This window comes from Lacihabitans sp. LS3-19 (genome assembly GCF_024343575.1).
Taxonomy (GTDB): Bacteria; Bacteroidota; Bacteroidia; order Cytophagales; family Spirosomataceae; genus Leadbetterella.
The window spans coordinates 42642-63314 of sequence record NZ_RJUA01000011.1; the positions used below are offsets into that span (position 1 = coordinate 42642).

A 20673-nucleotide genomic window follows, 5' to 3' on the forward strand; every position below is an offset into this window, starting at 1 on the left:
AATGCTTAATTTTTTAAATCTTTTGAAGTCGCCAAAGCTATCACCCGGCCGTTTCTACCTACTGCATTGTAAAAATGATAAACCACACCCTTCCATTTTATTACCCATGGTTTATGGGCATATTTTTCATCAAAATCTTCGGAAGGACTTACCAGATCAGGCCCATTCCAATCTGTCCAATTGATTAAGTCGTAAGAACAAGCAAATCGTTCAAATGCTCCAGGTTTCCAGAAAGCTCCGAAATAAAACATAACGTACAGCTCACCGAATTTTGTAATTTGAGCATCTCCACAAATCCCTTTATGTTTCGTAATTACCGGATTTTCACCGTATCTCGACCATTTCAAAAGATCATCTGATACAGCCATGCCAATGCTTTCATAATTGGCGGTATCTCCTTTGGCATTGTAATACATCACAAATGGATGTCCAGTGTGCCTTTTCTCGTCGCGTATCACCGTACTTTTATAAATGGTTTTGTTTTCAAACCAACGAACGCCTTTATCTTCGGGCGACAAAAGAGGGGACAAGTTTGTATTCCATTCCTGAGTATCGATCAAAGAGGAAGAATTTGCCAACCCGATTTTCAAGGTTCCTGATTCGTATCCTGTAGAATTTCCGCCGAGGTAGGTCATCCAATAGTTTTCCTTGTATTTTTCTACAGAATAATCACCGGCCCAATCGATATTAACCAGCGACATGTAGCCTGCTTTTTGATTGGCATCCCAGGTGTTTTCAGTAAATGATAATACTTTCCCTTTGGTATCCCATTGCAACAAATCCTGACTTTCTGCAAGCCAGGTTTCGTATCCTTGACCGTCAAATACTATATAAGTCATATACCAGGTTTCATTCTCCCGAAAAATGGTAGGTGAATCAATCATTTTGCTGGAATCAGGATGTTGTAAAACAATGCCGTATTTGAAGGGTGTTTTAATTTCCTGAAAAACCCGCTCCATTTCATCATTTGGTACAGCTTTTTTTATATTTGTTATTTTTTGATTAAAACCTTTTAAGGGGAAAATCAAGAGAACCATAATTAGGAAAATATTTCTCATTACAAGCCGTTTTATATTGTTTTTTCGGAAATTTTCTAGGTAAATAAGGTTTTAAAATTAGTTAAAAAACATGATTTTAGCCCATGTATTTTAAAGGATTAATTTTTATTGTAAAACTTAATAGAACTTGATTCAAAAAAGAAATTGAGCCTTTATAATTTGAATTTTCCATTCTACGGCAAAAAAATCCCCATTTACACGATGGTTTGACTTAGATAGTTTTACCAACTTTGAAGATGAATTAATGCTTCATTTTCCATGAAAAATATCTTTCTAATTTTCTTTCTTTTCTTTATACAAAATATTTATGCCCAGCTGCACCCTGAGTGGGTCAAATCTTTTGAAGATATTGTTGGAGAGGAGTTTATAAGAAGTGCCGTTAAAGATGATTTGGGCAATTGGTACATAGCCGGCTCATTTAAAACTACCTTATGGAGCGGACAGAAATTGGAAAGTTACAATAACTCTACCGACGGTTTTTTAGCCAAATACAATGCTAATCTAGATTTACTGTGGGTAAAGAGGTTTGGAGGCGAAGATGGCGATTTGCTTACCAACATCGCTTATTTTAATGGATTCATATATGTAACCGGGTCGATATACAACACGGTCAATTTCAACACGCCGAATCAATCGGGAAGTAATGAACTTGTTTCGGAAGGAGAATCGAAAATTATCGCCAAATACGATACCTCAGGGAATTTCATTTGGTCTAAAATAGTTTATGGAGCCGAGGATTTGTTTGATATTGAAGTAAACGAAGAAGGGATATTCTTGGGAGGCATTATTTACTTTCAAAATGCCACTTTAGAAACCGAGCCACTCATTGGTTCAGAACTTATTCCTCAAGGAAGAGATGCGTTTGTAGCCAAATACGACCTCAATGGCAACCTAGACTGGAAGTACAAAATAGGTGGCACCGGGGAAGACAACCTCTGGGACATAGAGATTCATGAACATAGCCTATACATGATTGGAACTTATATCGAAACGTTTTCGCTTAATGGATTTCAAACGCATTCCAATCTATTGTCTTCTCCGGGGGTATTTGAATCCTTCGTTTTGAAAATCAATACACAGGGTCAATACCAATGGGCAAAACGTTTGCCGGGCACTAATGAGTATAGAAGCAGGTTTATTCAAGCCTCAGAAGGAGCTGTGTATATAGGAGGGATTTTTGAAGGAACAGTTAATTTCAATAACCCCTCATCCCTAGGAAGCAACGAGCTGATTTCCATTGGCTCCAGTGATTTATATGTGGCATCTTTCGATACTTTGGGTACCTATCTTTGGGCCAAAAGGTTCGGTTCTGAAAATCGGGATGCCATGTCAAGATTCATAGTAAATGGCAATAGAATCATACTATCAGCAAGTGCCGGCTTTAACAACCCAAGCGATAGCATAAATTTTTCATCGCCCTATGTCGCTGGCAGAGACGAAATTACAATAAGTGAAAACTTTCTTGCGGTTTATAATACCCTAGGCACTTTTGTTTCAGCACAGCCCTTAGGTTCTAAATCAACTAGCATTACGGGTTTAATTCCTAATAATGAGGACCTATTGGTAGTAGGAGGATACAGCGATTCCATCTCATTTAGCTATCCACCCGTGGCGGGAAAACAGACTCTCGTAGAACGCGGAGACAATTTGTTCCTAGCCAAGTACAGTCTTGATTTACTACCCGCCTGGCAAGAAAAAGCGGGAATTGATGCCCCAACCGTAGAGCAGTCGGCCATGGATGTGGCCTATGACGACGAAGGCAATTCTTATGTGACCGGCTACTTTACACTTTATGTGACTTTTGGTAATTTGCCTTCTACCTATGGTCAAGGCCAGCGTGATATGTTTGTAACCAAATACGGCCGCGATGGCAAGGCCATTTGGACCAAGCGGGGCGGCGGCACAGGCAATGACCAAGGCAATAGTATTGTAGTAGCTGATGGCTGGGTGTATGTCACGGGCAGTTTTGAGTCAGTGGGCAATTTCAGTAATCCTTATAATGCGGGTACCTTAGAAATTACATCAGCAGGTGGAAAAGATATGTTCTTAGCCCGATACCGGGCCTCCGACGGCGTACTTTTTTTGATTACCCGGGGTGGCGGCATTGGAGATGACGAAGGGAATGACCTTCACGTGCTGGGCTCAGACCTTTATCTTATAGGCTCATTTTCAGGCACTGCAAATTTTAACAAACCATCGGCATTTGGCAGCAATGAACTGGTATCAGCGGGTTCATCGGATGCTTTTTTGGCAAAATACAGCACCTTTGGACAAGTGCAATGGCTAAGAAGAATGGGGGGAGTAAATGCCGATGAAGGTACTGCAGTAAAAGCTGCAGGCACAGCGGTGTATGTAGGTGGAAATTTTGAAACCACGGCCAATTTCAATACCCCATCTGCAACTGGCAACGAGATTATTTCGGCAGGAGAAAAAGATATATATGTTGCTAGATTTAGCTCAGCGGGCAATTTGGGCTGGGTACGGCGTGGCGGAGGCAGCTTTACCGACCAACTCTTTGATTTGGATTTTGAAAACAATATACTCTACACCACAGGCTTTTTTGAAGAGGAGGCTTATTTTCCTGGTCCTGTCAACACAGGCACCTCTTTATTAAGTGCAGGTGGGCGTGATGTGTTTCTAAGTACCTATAATTCTTCGGGCATTCCGCAATGGAAAAAGCGAGCAGGAGGCACAGCCAATGATGTAGGCACCTCGGTAAGTGTAAAAGATGAAAAGCTCTTTCTTGGAGGAGTTTTTAGAAATACCATAAATTTCAACACACCATCGGCAGCATCGGCAAGTGATATTGTTTCTGATGGCTTACGCGATATTTTTGTGGCCGAATACAACCTATTCGGTGGTTTTGAGTCTGCCAAAAGAGCAGGAGGAAGTGGCGACGATCTGGCTCAGGGAATGAAGTATGACGGCTTTAGCGTATATACCGCAGGAAGCTACACCCAGAAAATAAACTTCAATAGTCCTTCTGATAGCACTTCTAACTATCTCGAAGGAGCCGCTATTCCTTTTATTTTCAGCAACCGTTTGGTGTTGAGGCCTGAAATAGACCAATATCGTTCTGAGGGCACTTTGGGATCAAGCTATCCTAATGTAAATTTTGTAAAATCTGATGGCAACGGCAATGTATATTTTGTGGGGATTTTTCAAAACCAAATAGTATTGGGTGCCGATACACTGAAAGAAAACTCAGGCGAAAGCTATTATTATTTAGCCAAAATGGATGCTTTTGGTAAAATTAGCCAAGCCCGAATACTTTTTGACAATGTCAATGCCTACATAAGTGACCTCTCTGTTCTTCCCAATAGAATTGCCCTTATAGGCGAATTTACTGATTCTGTCTCCTTTAATTATCCTGACCAAAACAGCTCAAATAAACTATTTTCCCAAAATGGCTCTGACGATGCCTTCCTAGCTGTTTATAATGCCAATGGCGTATTTCAATGGGTCAAACGTGCAGGAGGTGCCAGTTATAGTGAAAAAGGCTCGTCGATATGCAATGATGGTGTAAATTTTTATGTGGCGGGAATTTTTCGGGGTACGGCCAACTTCAATACGCCTTTTAGCAATGCTTCCAATTTTGTAGTGTCTGAAGGCGAGACTGACGCTTTTTTGGTAAAATACAACACAGCTGGTAATGTAGAGTGGTATAAACGCATGGGAGGAAAGGGATATGAAGATTACCTCACTTGCCAATTCTACAACAATAAAATTTACATAACTGGATCCTATTCAGATAGTTTAAATTTTAATACGCCGAGCAGTTGGACTACCAATAAGCTTAAAACCCCTATTCCTCAATCTAGTCCTTTTTTGGCATGTTTTGACACATTTGGCAATTTCCAGTGGTCTCGTATTATGGGTATCAATTACGATACTTATCATCAACCCCTTGATTTATTGGTGAATGCCAACGGAATTTTTGGACTTACCCTCACGTTTCAAGGTATCGTTAATTTTTCCAATCCTTATGTTTCAGGTCAAAATGAATTGGAAGTAGGGCCAAGTCAAGCCTTTATTTTGTCAAAATTTGATTTAACCGGAAACTACCTCTGGTCTAGAAGAATTGGAGGTGACGCAACATCTTATGTTGTAAATGCTAAACTTATTCAAAGAGATTCTGAACTAATTATCGGTGGCGGATTTTCAAAAAATATTAATTTCAATACGCCCTTTGCCGCTGGCTCGAATGAAATTCTTCGTGATGAAAGTCAGGTACAAATTTTCCTGGGTTCATTTAATCAAAATGGAGACCTAAATTGGTTTGACGAAGTAGGAAGTACTTTAAACGATTACTTTGAGAATATTACGCTCCTTGATGATTATCTTTTTATGGCTTGCGGTATAGAAGTCAGAAATGATTTAAAATTAGGCGAATTGACATTCCCACACATCAATGAAAAAATACAAATACTAAAGTTTGGACCTTGTAATCAATCGATTACCACAGCCAGTACAGCTCAAGACATCAATACAGGCAAATTTGTAATTGCAGCCAAAGAAACCAATGGTACGATTGAGGCCAGCAACAAAATCAGTAATGATGCGGAAGCCAATTACTACGCTCCGGCTATACTGCTGAGTCCAGGTTTTGAGGCCAAAAAGGGTGTGGTTTTTAAGGCTGAAAGTGGCGGCTGTCAATGATTGAATTAAACAGAAAAAAATGTCTCTTTCCGGGTTCCTCATTCTACGGCAAAAAAATCCCTATTTACACGATAGCCAAGAATATTTACCGCAAATATATTTGTAAAAAAAGTCATGAATAAAAAATTTGGTTTAGTAAGTCTATTATTTCTAAGCAATATAAGTGTTATAGCTCAGATTCAAATTATCACTGAGCTTCCAGCCGCCTTAAGCAATACTATAAAGCAAGCCCATATTAATACTTCTCCAAATTAGCCTTTTTGGATAGGTACTGGCAAAACTCCAGTGATACATTTTGATTCTAGCCAATACAATAAAGTAGGAATCGGTGTAGGGTTTAAAGAAGAAAACACCAATTCAAGTCCATATTTATTTGAAGAACACGCTAAGCTTCACATACGTCATATAGGAGGAACTGGCAGCAATGTCACCAATCAAAAAGGACCACATTTACTTTTGGACGAAGCCACAGCAGACCGAGTAGCCGTGATTAGATTTCGGCAATCAACTATAGAAACTAATGAATTAGGGAAAAATTCATTAGTGCCGGGAGCTAGATATTGGGATATCAGAGGATTTGCAAACTCTACTAGTCCAATTCCACCCTGGGGAGATGAAATGCTTTTTGTTAACTCGGGTTTAGATGTACCTGTTTTAAGTTTAGCTGGTACAGCTTCTGTTGGTATAAATAAACAGGTACCAGAAAGTACTTTGCATGTAAATGGTGATGCTTTGATCCAAAATGAAATATCCCCAATAAGCACTTTAATTGTAAGAGGAACTAGCACCTCTTCGATAGAATTAGGCGAAAGTGGCCAGACAACAGGCTATGGCGAAATAAGTTATGACATGGATAGTGACGCACTTTCAATATGGACAAATAAAGATAAATTTGGATTGAAAATGAAGGATAACAAAGTCGCAATTGGAGGCAATTCTAGTTTTAATCCAAACTCAACGCTTGACGTTCATGGATTTACAAATCTGGGAGAAAATTCTCCAAAAATCAAAACCGAGCTTTTGAATATCATAATGCCCTCTGCTGCATCTGCGACATCGGTTTATTCCATTCTTCCAGTAGATGCATCCAAAATAATAAGAATAGAAATAATAGTTGAAGATGACGACGTAAGCCCTTCACGATTTTATAATTCGGCAGCATTTTATGCTGGAGCAAGATTTAGCTTTTATTTTACAGGCCTTGACATTTACATTACTACTTTGGGGCAGGATATCTCACTTTCAGGAAATATTGGAAATGACCCCGCAAAAGTTTATATAACATATATTGAATGATTTCTATTTTACGGTAAAAATATCCCTATTTACACGATTGAGATAGTTTAAATTATTGACGTACTTCGATTCTTAAATAAAAGCCAATGAAACAATCAGCAACAATATTACTATTCTTTCTTTTCTCCAGTGCCTACGCTCAGGTATATCATTGGAATGGTGATGGAAATGGAACAACATGGGAAGACCCTGACAATTGGGATTTGGATATTGTGCCACAAGGCTATGTTTATGAGCAAATATATGTCGAAAACGCCCCGAATTTAGTTGTTAATTCGCCCGTAGTATGCCAGTTTATTAAACTAATAAATAGCAAACTCACGCAGGAGCCAGGTCATTTGTTAAATATAAAAATGTTAACTGCATCTAGCCCAGGGCCAAATATCGGTCTTGAACTAGTAAATAGCACCTTCATTTCGAAAGGAAGTATAAAAATTGAAACCAATGAAGACACTTTAGCTTTGCTCCTTAACAACAGCATCTTACGAATAAATTCGACAGCAGATTTGCTGATAATTTCGGCTCATGAAGGCTTGCGAATATTCAATAATTCTAAGTTTTTTACCCAAAACAATGCAATGGTTACTATAGACGCTGGTGAATTTGCTATTTGCAATGAAGATTCGGTTTTGCTTCAGGGAAAGACTACTCTGACAGATGACTTGATTGGAATAAAGAACCTAGGATATTTTGACAATCGAGATACACTATACGTTAACGGAAGCCTGAGCACTTCCACTATTGGCATACACTCTGAAGGGCAATTTATAAACTATGGCCTGATAGAAATTCAAACCCACAGCAATTATGGCTTTCTAAATACTGGCTTTTTTGAAAACAAGCTAAGTGGAATACTAATTAACAATAAATTTCTGTTGGGGATCAATTACAGCAACTATGGAATATATACCGATAGCACAGTAGTGAACAGAGGAAAAATAACGCTAAATGGTTCCAATTTTCATGCTATTAAAAATCATAACAATAAAATAGGTTTTCTGAATATTGGCGAATTACAACTTACATCTGCCGACTCTGCTATTATTTTCAATGTGAGCTCAGGGCTCGACAGTAGCGTTTTTATTAATACGGGATTTATTAATATTTCGTCGATTTCTGGTGTTGGGATATGGAATTATACCAAAGGAAAATTTAGCAATCAGCATAAAATAACGATAACTTCAGAGACAGCAGTAATCAATGATAGCAGATTCCTGAATTCCGATTCTTTAATTTTAAATACCAGCCTTTACACTAAAACAGGCTTGTTAAACAATAGCTACTTTTCAAACTCTAAGTACTTATTTATTAGCTCTTACAGTGACATAAACTTAAGAAATATTGGTTATTTTGTTAATAATAACTCTGCCACTTTAAAATCTACAGGTGCGGCAGTAAATATCCTCACCAATTCGGAGTTTTACAACGATGGCTTTATGGAAGTTTCTAATGCCAATACCTATACCATCCAAAATGAAGGAAACTCGGAAGGTTTTTACAACAATGGTACACTGATTATTAGTGGAGGAATGATGGCCAGCTTGTATAATTTCAGTAATGAAATAGACAGTAGCTATTTTTATAACAATGGCGAAATGATAGTGCAAAATGACAGCCCAGGCATTTTTAATGGAAACAATGGGAGTTTTAAGTCGCCAGGCAAACTTTCATTCAGGGAGAATTCCACAGACTATAACATCAAAAATGACGGATATTTTTATGCCAATGATAGCCTGATATTTTTTAATTGTGCCAAAGAGAGTTTGATAAATAATGGTCATTTTGTTACAGGTCCGGATACGTATTTAATGAATGATTTTGGTTTTAATCAGCTGTATCATGTAATAGTAAATAATGGAACTGCTGAGCTCAATGGTCAGTCTGAGATGAATTATTTCAATACAAATGGATACAATAGGGAATTAGAAGTAATTAAAAACGTGGGGACTTTTTCTAATAAGTCCCATATGGTTTTCACTGCGAATTACAAGTATGAAGGCATATGGAATACTGGGAACTTTACCAATCATGATAGCTTGATATTCAATGATATCAGAAGTGCTATCATCAAAAATGAAGGAACATTTACCAATGAGATAAATGCTTACATACTGGCTGATAGTGTAGTAGGAAACGGTGGTTCATATTGCATCAATAATACCAAAACCATTGTCAATAAAGGTAAAATTGCTCTTTCAAAAATTAAAAATACGGGTATAGTAATAGATGGCTCTACAGCGAGTTTTGAGAATCAAGGTCTGATAGATATGTATAACATTTCAGGTACTGGTATTTCAATTGCTTCTTCTGGTAGTCTATTTGAAAATAAAATAGGTGGCAGAGTATTGATTGATAGTGTCAAAAATTTAGGAATAACCTACAATAAGGGTCTAAGCCTAAGTCCGGGAAGTATATTTACCAATGAAGGTTTTGTAAGTATCAGTAGAGTAGAAGATGAGTTGATTACTAATATTCAGGGAACTATCAATAATAGCGATACCATGATATTAAAAACTGGTCATGCGTTTGATTTGGTCAACCTAGATCAAAGCTTTTTTAATAACTGGGCGGGTGCATATCTACACGTTAACGGTGCTAATTCAGAAAACCTACGATTATTTAATGTAAAAACTGGAAGTACGCTACACAATGAGGATCAGATAGTTATAGAAGATGTATTTAATAATGGGGTGGTGATTTCTGGAATTTTTACAAATTCAATAGGCTCTTCTATATTTTTTAAAAATAATACCAGAAATACTTCGGGGCTTTTTTATTCTTCTACCTCGCCCATTATCTACAATGGAAACATGACAAGTGAAAACTCCAAATACTGCGTTTCCTGGGGTGGAACGGCTGAAAATTACGGTCACTTAGATTTAAAAGGCTGTACTGAAACTGCCATTTATATGCTTTCAGGAACCAACAAACCTAAAGGTCATATACTTTCTGGCAGTAATTCTGTGGTGAATAATAATGAAGGCATTCTAGAATTTACAGGTGATGATTTAATTGCCATTAATGGCACTAATCTCATGACCAATAATGGGGTAATAATAGACCATACTGATGCCTTCCGAAACATAAAATTTAATGATGGCGGTGCTCTTGGATATCCGATTTGGAACAAAGGCTTGTTTATAAGTCCTTTTTATAGCACCCTTTCTGACGGTATCAAAGAGACGGTAAATCTTAATTTTACTGAAACAGGTACACTACCTCTTTCTTCGAGCTGGTATACTGACCGTGCAAAAACTATTGTTGCCGGAACTTGGAATCAAACGGATCACCATTTCACACCAAACGCCGCAGCAAATGCTGCTGATAGTTTGTTTTTGGAAGTGAATTTGACAGGAAGTAATCCTGTAGTTCTAGGTATTCCTCACCTTAGCCCTGGGTCCTGTCCAAACCCAATTATTATAAAAAACCCTAGGCCAAATTTAGAATACGACTGGAATAAACATACGACCTGGCGTGGAAATAGGGCTCCTGATTATTGTCAAAAAGTGATTTTGAGCGGGAATGAAGCAGTGATTATTAAGAGTGGCTACAAAGCAAAAGTAAATTTTATTGAATTTACTCCACAGTCAGGTGCAGGGCGATTCTTTGAAATTCAAAACGGTGCAGTTATGGAAATAAATGCCTTACCTTATTTTTAAATCTTATGAAAAAAATTGCCTTACTAATTATTTTGATACTTCCTATCCATGTATTAGCTACGGAGTTTACATTTATGCAATGAGGAGATGGTATAAATTGGAGCGATCCAAGCAATTGGAATCCTTATGGTGTACCTGGAGAACTTGACACGGTTAGAATAATAAGCGATAGCGTAAGACTAAATATTGTAGCTTCTGCTAAAGTTGTTTTTATTTACAACAATAGCCCAACTGCTCCAAAATCAGCAGTATTAGTAATAACATCAAATGGCTCATTAAAAATCACTAACGGCTCAATGAAAATATTTGGGCCTACAAACAATGGTCCGAATATAGGATTAAGAAACAATGGAAATATAATACTTGTAACTTCAACTATTACTGTTTCAGCTGGTTATGAGGCACAAAACAATCAGACGGGTATAATAACCTCTAGCGGAAATTCTTATATCTCTAATGCGGGTATTTTTAAGAATCTTTCAGGGGGAGTTATAGATATGGTAGACGGCAACATTGATTGTTTATCAAATTCTGGGAATATTATAAACCGTGGTATATGGTCAGTGCATGATGCTAACTATGGCATTATTAATAGATACGGTGGTCAAATATTAAATACCGGGACTTTAGAAATTTATAATATATCGCCGGGATATGGTATTGAAAATGACAACGGTTATATTCTGAATAAAGGACTATTAAATATTTACAATACAACAGAACAAGGAATCAAGGAAATCGAAAATCTAAGTATTGGTTCGATGATTAACGACACAACAGGTATTTGGATAGTAAAGTCTGCCATGCTATCTTATGGTGACGTTTCAAACTATGGCAATATGCAACTCTCTGCTTTTGGCGAGCCTTCATTAGAGACCTATGGTAATTTTTACAACTATGATTCATTAACGGTTTCTATAAACAATACCTATGCAGCTATAAGGTCACATGGCTATTTCCTAAATGATACTTCGGCTTATTTATTAAGCGATAAAGTATATTATGAACCACCAGCTTCAATACCTTTCTTCTTGGACTTTTTTGGTGATTTTGACAATCATGGGCATTTAGATTTACACATGAAAAATCTTATTAAAGGCATAAGCTTTTCAGGGGATTTAATGCAGAACTCAGGAGAGATTTCTGTGCAAAATGTTTATGAAACAGCCATTGAGCTTTTTTATAAAACCCATAATACAAGTACCGGAAACATATTTATAGACAGCGTGTTTGTAGAAACCTCAATAGGATCACCTGGCAAAGGTGCTTTTATTGTGAAAGACACCTTAATAAACGATGGCGATATTGAGCTATGGTACTATGCAGATATGGGTTTCAGTACCGTCTCCAATGCATATGTTCTGAATACCGGAAAACTGGAAGTATCGAATGATATCGGCATAAAAACCGTGAGACCTTTTAATCTCGAAAAGGGTACTTTAGTAAATGAGACCAATGGTACTATTCGAGTTTTGAATACCAACAATCTAGACGGGCCTATAGACAACCCCCATCCAGCATTCCGAAATTATGCTGTATTTATAAATAAAGGCGAAATGATTTTCTCAAACTGCCACTTTAAAAACCTCATTCAAAACCTTTCTGCCACCAGCCCAAATGTGAGCCTTTTACATAATAAAGGTAACATAAGTGTCAGTAATTGTGAAGTTCAGGAACACGGCTTATATACAACCAGCGAAGTTATAAATGACACCTGTGCGAGCCTGGATATTTGGGGAGATATTTTTATTGATTCATTTGGAAGTTTAAAAAACTATGGCGGTCTGAATCTTTACAATTTTTCTGTTTTAAATAATTCTGGAATATTTTTTTCAAAAGGAGTCATAAGTGGTCAGGATCACCATTTATTAGGTTATTTCTCTCCTTTAGAGGGTATTCTTACCTATCCACTTTCTCATGAGTTACAAAGTAGTCGTACTTACAATGCTGGTGTGTTGATAGGTAGCAATCCATATAATGTTGGTTCACCCATTTACAGAAAATCAATCAATACATATATCTCCATCGGCACCTATTCTTACGCAGAAAGATCAATAACTAGCAATATTGGTTTACTTGGAAATACGTATATGACATACCTCAGTATAGAAACACCAGCAGGCTGCAGTTTTTACAGTAAAATACCTTTACTAAACCAAAGTTTCGACTGTTTTCAAATTCGAAATTCAGTATTTACAGGTTCTAATGAAGAATGGTTTTTGCCAGCTAATTGGTCAGATGGGCAATTGCCAGATTATTGTTCCAATGTTACCATACCATCAGGAAAACGAGTAAAAATAGATGATAAACACCATGTGGTGATAAACAAAATTACGGTAGAAACTGGAGCGGTATTTGACTCCGCCAATGGAAGTATTTCTGAAATCAGAAACGAATATTAGGTTGTTTTATATTAAATCCAACCTGTTAAATTGACAATGAAAATACAAATTCAGAGCCTTTATTAATTTCGGAAGTAAACCAAACCTCCCCGCCTAATTCCTCAGAAATACGCTTTACGATGCTCAAGCCAAGACCTGTTGAGCTTTCATCAGAAGTAGGTGAAGCACTGGTTCGGCCGTATTTGGAAAATATTTTATGCTGTTCTTCTTTTGGAATTCCGACTCCATAATCCTTGATTTGAAATAGAATCTGTTTTTCTTTTTTGGAAATACTGAAATCTACTTCAGAATCTGGATGTGAAAATTTCAAAGCATTAGAAAGCAGGTTTTCCAAAGCCCTTCTTAAAAGACTTTGGTCTGTCAAATGAGAAATTTCTTTCTGAGTAGAATCAAACTTTATTTCAATATTTTTACCTGACGCTGCAGGAGCAAAATCAGCTATCAATTCTTGCGAAAGTTCGACAAGGTTTATTTCTTTTAAATCCAGCTGATGGGTATTGATTTCCATTTTTTCAACATCCAAAATATTGCCCACCATTTCTTCCCCCATCAATGCAGACTTCCTAATCATTGCCAAAGATTCCTTTGCTTTTTCTTTGGATTTTTCCAGATTTGCCTCCAAGGTTTCGGCCCACATCAAAATGGTATTAAAAGGGCTTCGCAAATCATGGGAAACGATACTTATCAACGAGTTCTTTTCTTCGTTTAGCTCTGTGAGTTTATCTTTTTGCAGCGTAATCAAATCATTCTGATGTGCCAGTTGCTGATTTTTTTTTCTGTTTTTTTGTAATGCAAAAGCAATAATACCAGCTAACAGTAACAACATTGAAATTCCAACAATCAAAAAGCCCTGTTGCGTTTTTTTTGTGGTCAATTCGGCGTTAAGCAATTTATTGATTCTCTCCTTTTCTTCGGCATTAAAGGTCTCCCGGAGTTCGCTTATTTTTTCGTTGGTCTGTTGGTTCAATATTTTTTCGGCAACTTCCTTAGCGGCTTGTTGCATTTCCAGTGCTTTTTTAAAGTTTCCGGTTTTTTCATAAAAAGCCGCTTGAGCCTCATAGATTTCATTTCTAAAAGGGTCATTGTCGAGTTCATTAGCTAATTGATTCGCTCGATTGTAGTATTCCTCAGCTTCTTTAGTTTTCCCTTGCTTACTTTTCAGCGATGCATAGTTGAGGTAATTGTGCCACAAATCTCCCTTTTTATCTAATTTCTTACACAAAACTATATTTTCCACAATCATTTTTTCAGCTTCAGCCAATTTGTTTTCTTCCATCAGAAATACAGATAAGTTGGTTTTTAGATTGAGTAAACCTACAGTGTCTTTTACTTCCTCTTTTAGTTTCATAGACTGCTGATACATCAGCAAGGCACTGTCTTTTAGTCCCAGTTTTCGATATGTCAAACCGAGATTATTGTAAAAAGTAGAAAGCCGTCTGGGTTGTTCTTTTCGGAATTTAGCATTGTTTGTGGCCAACTGAAATGTCTTTTTGGCATCTTCATGCCTACCCATAAAAGAATATAATCCACCGAGATCGCCATAGGCCATTATTTCTTCATCTACAAAACCTTCCATTTTTGCCACTTTCAAAAACATCAGAAATTGAGCAATAGCTTTATCGTATTGGCCTTTGTAATCATAAGCCCAACCTTTAAATCTATATCCATAAATAAATCCTTTTTTATAGCCTATTTCTTTGCCTTTTTTTTCTATCAAATCACCCATAAGAATCAAAGAATCGGCTTTTGATTCATCGGCTCCCAAATATTGTGTGGTGATGATTAGGCTATCTATGTAGGCTTTGTTTACAGTTTGGGCTTGTAGTTTGAACGAAAATATTAACAGAAATAAAAAACTGTAATTTAAAGTCTCAGGGAAAGATTTGTTCATTATTAATCTCAAAATATTTAAAAAATAAAGACAAGATGGCTTTTATCTTTTAAAACTCCTAAATTATCAATAATGAAAAATTCTCAAAACTGGATTTTGTAAACAAAAACATAAAAAGCTATACCTTTTTCCTATTTACAATTTGAATAAACTATAGTTTTTTTAAACGCTGTATTGCTAAGTAAATCTATAGATGTTCTTTCTTTTAAAAAATTATTCTCATTAAAAGTTCGTGTAAACTTATAGTCCATATAGACTCTAATTTTATCTGTTAAATTTTCCCAATTTTCATCGTATGAAGTTGACAGTGTACCACTTGTGACCATCCCAATAGTAGATTTAATATTAAGAGGTGAATAAATCATATTAAAATCAAAGGCCTCCGGATTAAAAGGATGTCCAGTTATTACAATATCAAAACTTTTTTTTGTTTTATCGGTTTCAAAACTTTTAACCTCGTAGAGATAAGTTACTTTTCCTTCAAATCGAATCTCGATTTTGGTAAGTTGCCCTTGTGGGCCATTGTAAGTATACAAGCCAGTTAAACCAGAAGCCTGGGCAATAACTTTTGTAATTCTTTTTTGACCGTCCATACTTATGGTAAATAGTTCTTCTATTTTTCCATTATTAGTTTTAAATTCTACCCTAAGCAAGATTCCATCTGAATCGTAGAAATAATTAATTGAGGCTCCGTTTCTAGTTGTGGATTTTACCAAATTGCCTTCTGAATTATACAAATAATTGACCGGCCATTCATACAAAACACTGTCTTCACCAAAAAAAGACAGGGTAGCTTGAATTAATTTTTTACTCTCGTCAAATTTAAAAAGAGCATAAGTATTATCGTAATAATCTATTCTTTGGACTAAACAATCTGCTGTTTCAGAAGGCTTCGGTTCGACCAAAGTTTCTGCATTATCACAAGCAGAAACCAAAAATAGAAATAAGATTAAAAAGCTTAAGTTTTTCATTTTTTTCCATGGTAAAATTTTAGAAAATATATTTTCAAAAACAAGTCAAACTATTGAATATAAATAATTTACAAAACAAAACAGAACCCAAACTTTAATTTTAAAGTTTAGCAAAAACAAAAAACTATTCTTTATAAGTGATCAAAATTTTAACTGGGTTTTTGTTTTGTAGATCACTCCCAAGGTTGTAAAGCGTGATATTGGTATTCCCGTTTTTAAATGCGTATTGTTGATTGACAAACTGATTGTTTGGCGGAATATCTTCCAAGCCATTATTGGAAGTAACAAAAACAGAAACGCTGAGTATTTTGGCTCTATTAAGTCCATGAGTGAAACTTACCTGGTTTAAGCCAATGGGCGTTAAATCTTCAATTGTTTTAAGTTTAATTTTAGGCGAAAGCTCTCCCATTTCGGTAAAACCCTGCGTATCCAGATTTTTTTCTAATTTTAAATTACCAGTACTTTGGAGTGTCATACCGAGATTTGAAAAAGTAGTGAAATAAAGGTTTTGCTCTGCCTTTGTCCCTATCAGTAGCTTCTCGGTAGATTCTATCACCGAAAGGTTAGCCATAGTTTGTCCTCCAATACTACCTGCGGCAGTATTTGAACCTTTAAAAATGTTTAACTCCGTTACATTATCTTCTGTATTAAGTGACAATTTAGCATACTGACCTCCAGAATTTTGAATTCGAGCCGTGGTTTCAGGTTTCTCATCTTTTACCATAAAAGTGCCGTTTACTTTTACACTATCATTCAAAAAATCCCCCCATATTAGTGGATGTAGAGCATCCGAATTTTCTATGTACAGTTTATCGCTAGTGAGATTATAATAGCCCGCTTTGTTTCCCAGATATATATTTCCACTGCCGTTCGCGTTTGACCTGCCAGCTTCAAATCCAAGAGCGGTGTTGTTATTACCTTGAGAATTATTTAATAAAGCATTGGCACCTACTGCAATATTTCTGCTACCACTTTGGTTTATAAACATAGCCTGATCTCCTACTGCAGTATTGGATTTTCCAGTATTCAAGTTTATTGTTGGACTGCCGTAAAGTGCTAAATATCCTATTGCGGTATTAAGTGTTTCTAATCCATTAGAACTACTATCTGCATTATACATTGCACCTATACCTATTGCTGTTGATCGGGAATTCCCAATGTTCCAATTAAGCGTATTTGAACCAATTGCAATATTATAATTGCCACTCTTGTTATTACGAAGCGAATTATTACCAAAAGCCATGTTGCTGTTACCAGTTTCATTTTTAAATAATGCAAAACTTCCGTTAGCTATATTATAAGAGCCAGAACTATTATTAAATAGTGAGAGACTTCCAATAGCTGTATTATGAATACCAGTATTATTTTCTTCAGTTTGACTACCAGATAAGGCACTAAATCCTATTGCAGTATTATAGGTAATTCCCCCTAATGTTTGGTTATTTGCTTTTCCCATAGCGTTATTTCCAATAGCCACTGAACCTGACTTTCCGACATTGGTGCTAAGAGCAAAACTACCAATAGCTATATTATTTGAACCTGTGGTATTATCATGCAATGCCCAGTAACCTAAAGCATTGTTAGATTGACCAGTTGTGTTCAATTCTAAAGCACTTTGCCCTATGGCAGTATTATATCTTGAATTAGGTCCACCTGAAGGAGCCAATATGGATTTCAAAGCATTTGGGCCTAATGCTACGTTGCTTGGGTCATTCACGCCTCCCGACTTCTTAGAAATGAGCCCATCAGGTAAAATAGTTACGGAGCCATCTTCTGGCGTTCCTGATAAAGTCTGAATCTGTGCATTACAAACTATAGATGCTAGCAAAAATAAAATGATATAATATCTTTTCATGACAATTGTTTTTCTTACAAAAGTCATTAGCATTTTTTTATCACACCATACTGTAATCAGGTATTTTTTATTATTTCATAAATAAATACCTAACAACAAAAGCTCTAAATCAAATTATTGCTAATAGCGATTTTTATTAATCCAACTATATTATCCACACCCAATTTTATCATAATATTTTGGCGATGAGAGTCTATGGTGCTTACACTTACAAAAAGTCGTTCGGCTATTTGAGCAGATGACAACTCTTGAGCTACCAATTTTAACACTTCTACTTCCCTTGAGCTTAAAACAGAAATTGCCTTATTTTCTGGCAAAGTCACGGTATTTATTTGGTCTTTTTGACTATACCTGTCTCCGTAAAAGGTTTTACCGTTTGCCACCGTTTTAATTGCTTCCACGAGAATTTCGATAGGACTGTCTTTTAGTATATAACCTTCAAATCCATATTCCGAGAGTTTGTTAAAATATCGATTTCCTCTTACAAGAGTTAAATACAAAACCTTAAGCTTTGGTTGAATTACCCTTATCTCTCGTAATAATTTTTCAGGAGAAATATCTGGCAATTGGAGATCGAGTAATAAAACATCAACATTTTCTAAAGGTAACGAATTCAAAAGATGTCTACCTCCAAAAAAGGTTTCCAATATCTCGAAATTCGCCTGTTCTAATAAAATACTTTCAAGACCTTTTAAAAAAATCTCGTGGTCGTCAACAATTACAATTTTTATTTTTTCACTCACTTATAAACTGATAAATTGAATTGAATTGAATTATTTTTTTTCAATTTTAAATCTACAAAAAATATTGTCCCCCGAAGCTATAAATCTCCAAAACAGGTTATCAAATTCAGAATTAGTTTTTTATTTTATAAAAAACTAATGGATGAGTTTACAGTCAATTTTCAATAAATATAGTTGGATTCTAATAATTTTACTTATTTCAACAAAGTCTCGACTAAAAAATATTTCTATTAAAATACACATCAAAATAACCTCTAAACCTGTAATACAAATTCTAAACTAGGCCCTTATTTTGAAACTTTTTAAATAAAAATACATAAATTGAAAAATATTCAACCTTAAAAAAATGAAAAACAAGATTCTTATCTCTATTTTTTGCTCCCTTATTATTTTGCAAGTTTTTGCTCAACACAAAAAGCCCAACATAATTTGGATAACTACCGAAGATATGTCATACCATATAGGTGCTTTTGGTTGCAAAGAAGTTAAAACGCCAAACCTAGACCAATTGACTTTAGAAGGAGTAAAATACACCAATTGTTTTTCGACAGCCGGCGTTTGTGCACCCAGCAGGGCGGCATTGATAAGTGGAAAATATCAGACCTCATTTGGAGCTCACAATATGCGTACCAACATGAACAGCAAAGAATACGAACAAAAAACTGGGCTTCCCTCCTACGGCGTAGTGCTACCAGTTGGATTAAAACCTTACCCTTTGATACTAAGAGAAAATGGATATTATACTACCAATAACTCCAAAGAAGATTACCAGTTTGCAACACCAGAAGCGATGTGGGACGAAAGCTCAAAAAATGCAACATGGCGTAATAGAAAAGACAAAAACCAACCTTTCTTTTCGATCATAAATTTTATTACAACCCACGAGTCGCAAGTATTTATGCGTGACAAAGAGCCTTTGCTTGTTGACCCCAAACATGTAGAAATTCCATCATATTTACCTGATAATGAAATAGTAAGAAAAGACTTCGCAAGATTCATGACCAATGTGCAGCTTATGGATGCACAAGTTGGAGAAATCATTAAACAATTAAAAGAAGATGGTTTATATGATGAAACCTATATTTTCTTTTACCCAGACCACGGCGATGGTTTGCCTTTTTGCAAAAGAGAAATCCTGCATCGTGGACTCAAAGTCCCTCTGATAGTGAAATTCCCCAAAAGTGAAAATGCTGGAACCACCGACAACCAATTGGTAAGTTTTGTAGACATGGCTCCTACCCTATTTTCTTTGGCTAATATTCCAATCCCAAAGTTTGTAGAAGGACAGGCCTTTATAGGAAACCAGAAACCTAAAACCGAGAGAAAATACATATATGCAGCTAGAGACAGAATGGACGCCGAATATGACAGAGTGCGTGCATTAAGCGATGGAAAGTTTGAGTATCTCAAAAACTATCAGCCAGAAAAACCATACTATCAAGACATAACTTACAGACTGCAACAAAAAAGCATGCTGGAGATATTACGTTTGCGTGATGCAGGAAAGCTAAACGAGCATCAAATGCAGTGGTTTCGACCAACAAAACCAATAGAGGAACTATATGATACCGAAAATGACCCGAACCAGTTTGTAAACTTAGCAGAAAACCCGGCCTACAAAGACAAACTTTTTGAACTTAGAAATAAGCACGAACTATGGATAAAAAAATATGGAGATATGGGTGCCATACCTGAAAAAGAAATGCTAACCAAAATGTGGAATGGTCAAAACACTCCACCCAGCACAGAAAACCCTAAAGTTTCACTTAAAAAAAATAAGATTAGCATAAGTTGTCCAACACCAGGAGCATTGATAGCTTATCGATCCAAAGGTCAAAATACTTGGCTTCCATATATCGGGAAAATTGACCTAAATAATGGAGAGCAAATTGAAATAATTGCCAGAAGAATTGGCTATAAACCTAGCGAAATCATTATTGCAAGAAATTAAATAATCAAAAACACAATTCGATAATTATTAGAGTTTTACAATTCTCAAAACCTTCTTAAAATAGCTCTTACAAAAATTTTGTTTAAACTCTATTGCCTTTACTATTGTTTAAAATATAAGATATCCAGCTTTTTTCCAAAAAAAAAATGGGTAGAAATTTAAATAATCCAAAAGTTTATTTAATCCGT

10 protein-coding genes are annotated in these 20673 nt (G+C 36.0%); 5 read left to right on the forward strand and 5 right to left on the reverse strand.

The genetic code is table 11. From position 1 onward, the window contains the following. Nucleotides 1–5 precede the first annotated feature (5 nt). The gene (locus EGI22_RS10360; protein WP_255068255.1) at nt 6–1058 is read right to left on the reverse strand and encodes a glycosylase; all 1053 of its coding nucleotides are present in this window, start codon (nt 1056–1058) and stop codon (nt 6–8) included. Between the two features lie 258 nt (nt 1059–1316). Here EGI22_RS10360 and EGI22_RS10365 point away from each other — a divergent pair, with 258 nt between their 5' ends. From EGI22_RS10365 to EGI22_RS10380, 4 genes are all read left to right on the forward strand, one after another. After that, entirely contained in the window at nt 1317–5717 is a 4401-nt protein-coding gene (locus EGI22_RS10365; RefSeq protein WP_255068256.1) for a 3-coathanger stack domain-containing protein, read from the forward strand. A 285-nt stretch (nt 5718–6002) separates the two neighbouring features. After that, complete coding sequence (locus EGI22_RS10370; RefSeq protein WP_255068257.1) at nt 6003–7013, forward strand: hypothetical protein; 1011 nt, start codon at nt 6003–6005, stop codon at nt 7011–7013. Nucleotides 7014–7099: 86 nt separating this feature from the next. Beyond that, complete coding sequence (locus tag EGI22_RS10375) at nt 7100–10672, forward strand: hypothetical protein (protein ID WP_255068258.1); 3573 nt, start codon at nt 7100–7102, stop codon at nt 10670–10672. 296 nt (nt 10673–10968) lie between these two features. Continuing rightward, entirely contained in the window at nt 10969–13074 is a 2106-nt protein-coding gene (locus tag EGI22_RS10380) for a hypothetical protein (protein WP_255068259.1), read from the forward strand. A 25-nt stretch (nt 13075–13099) separates the two neighbouring features. Here EGI22_RS10380 and EGI22_RS10385 read toward each other — a convergent pair whose 3' ends face one another. The 4 genes from EGI22_RS10385 to EGI22_RS24065 form a co-directional block, all read right to left on the reverse strand. After that, the gene (locus EGI22_RS10385; protein ID WP_255068260.1) at nt 13100–14965 is read right to left on the reverse strand and encodes a tetratricopeptide repeat-containing sensor histidine kinase; all 1866 of its coding nucleotides are present in this window, start codon (nt 14963–14965) and stop codon (nt 13100–13102) included. Between the two features lie 131 nt (nt 14966–15096). Next, entirely contained in the window at nt 15097–15936 is an 840-nt protein-coding gene (locus EGI22_RS10390; RefSeq protein ID WP_255068261.1) for a hypothetical protein, read from the reverse strand. A gap of 124 nt (nt 15937–16060) precedes the next feature. Continuing rightward, the gene (locus EGI22_RS10395; protein WP_255068262.1) at nt 16061–17791 is read right to left on the reverse strand and encodes a hypothetical protein; all 1731 of its coding nucleotides are present in this window, start codon (nt 17789–17791) and stop codon (nt 16061–16063) included. Nucleotides 17792–17895: 104 nt separating this feature from the next. Continuing rightward, nucleotides 17896–18534 (reverse strand): response regulator transcription factor, encoded by a 639-nt coding sequence (locus EGI22_RS24065; RefSeq protein WP_255068264.1) that lies wholly within the window; start codon nt 18532–18534, stop codon nt 17896–17898. Between the two features lie 346 nt (nt 18535–18880). Here EGI22_RS24065 and EGI22_RS10405 point away from each other — a divergent pair, with 346 nt between their 5' ends. After that, nucleotides 18881–20485: a sulfatase gene (locus EGI22_RS10405; RefSeq protein ID WP_255068265.1), complete on the forward strand. Its 1605-nt coding sequence runs from the start codon at nt 18881–18883 to the stop codon at nt 20483–20485. Nucleotides 20486–20673: the final 188 nt, after the last annotated feature.